Origin of the sequence: Vibrio sp. S457-15 (assembly GCF_000960545.1) — a bacterium.
GTDB lineage: Bacteria > Pseudomonadota > Gammaproteobacteria > Enterobacterales > Vibrionaceae > Vibrio > Vibrio parahaemolyticus.
In genome coordinates, this window is record NZ_JYOQ01000054.1 from 1 (window position 1) to 393 (window position 393).

Consider the following 393-nt stretch of genomic DNA (forward strand, 5'->3'; position numbering starts at 1 on the left):
CCATAATCAGAATGCGTGCGTTTTTACCGGCTTGGACCACAGGGTTGGCTCCAAGAGGTAAACTCTCAGCGCATATTTGGCACGCGCGCGCTTGTTGGAGTAGATTCTCTAGAGACATCAATCTTTAATACCCTATCTCGAAATCCACTTGATTGTTTAATGAGAAACCATCGCGCCAAAGTCGATAATTGTCGGCAAAAATGTCGACCACCTGTTCAGGAAAGCTCAATGCGGCACTGTGTGGCGTGATGGTCACTTGCGGTAACTACCAAATCGGATGCGCTGGTGGCAGTGGTTCTTGCTCAAACACGACCAAGAAAGCGTGTCCTACCCAACGATTATTTATGGCGTGCAGCAGGCTGGCTTCATCCAACACATCTCCTCTACCTACAG

At 48.9% G+C, this 393-nt stretch carries 2 pseudogenes; both read right to left on the reverse strand.

From position 1 onward, the window contains the following. Positions 1–118: pseudogene (locus UF05_RS26730) on the reverse strand (uracil-DNA glycosylase family protein); the annotation flags it as partial. A gap of 6 nt (positions 119–124) precedes the next feature. Further along, positions 125–393 (reverse strand): annotated as a pseudogene (locus UF05_RS24275) (NAD(P)-dependent oxidoreductase); the annotation flags it as partial.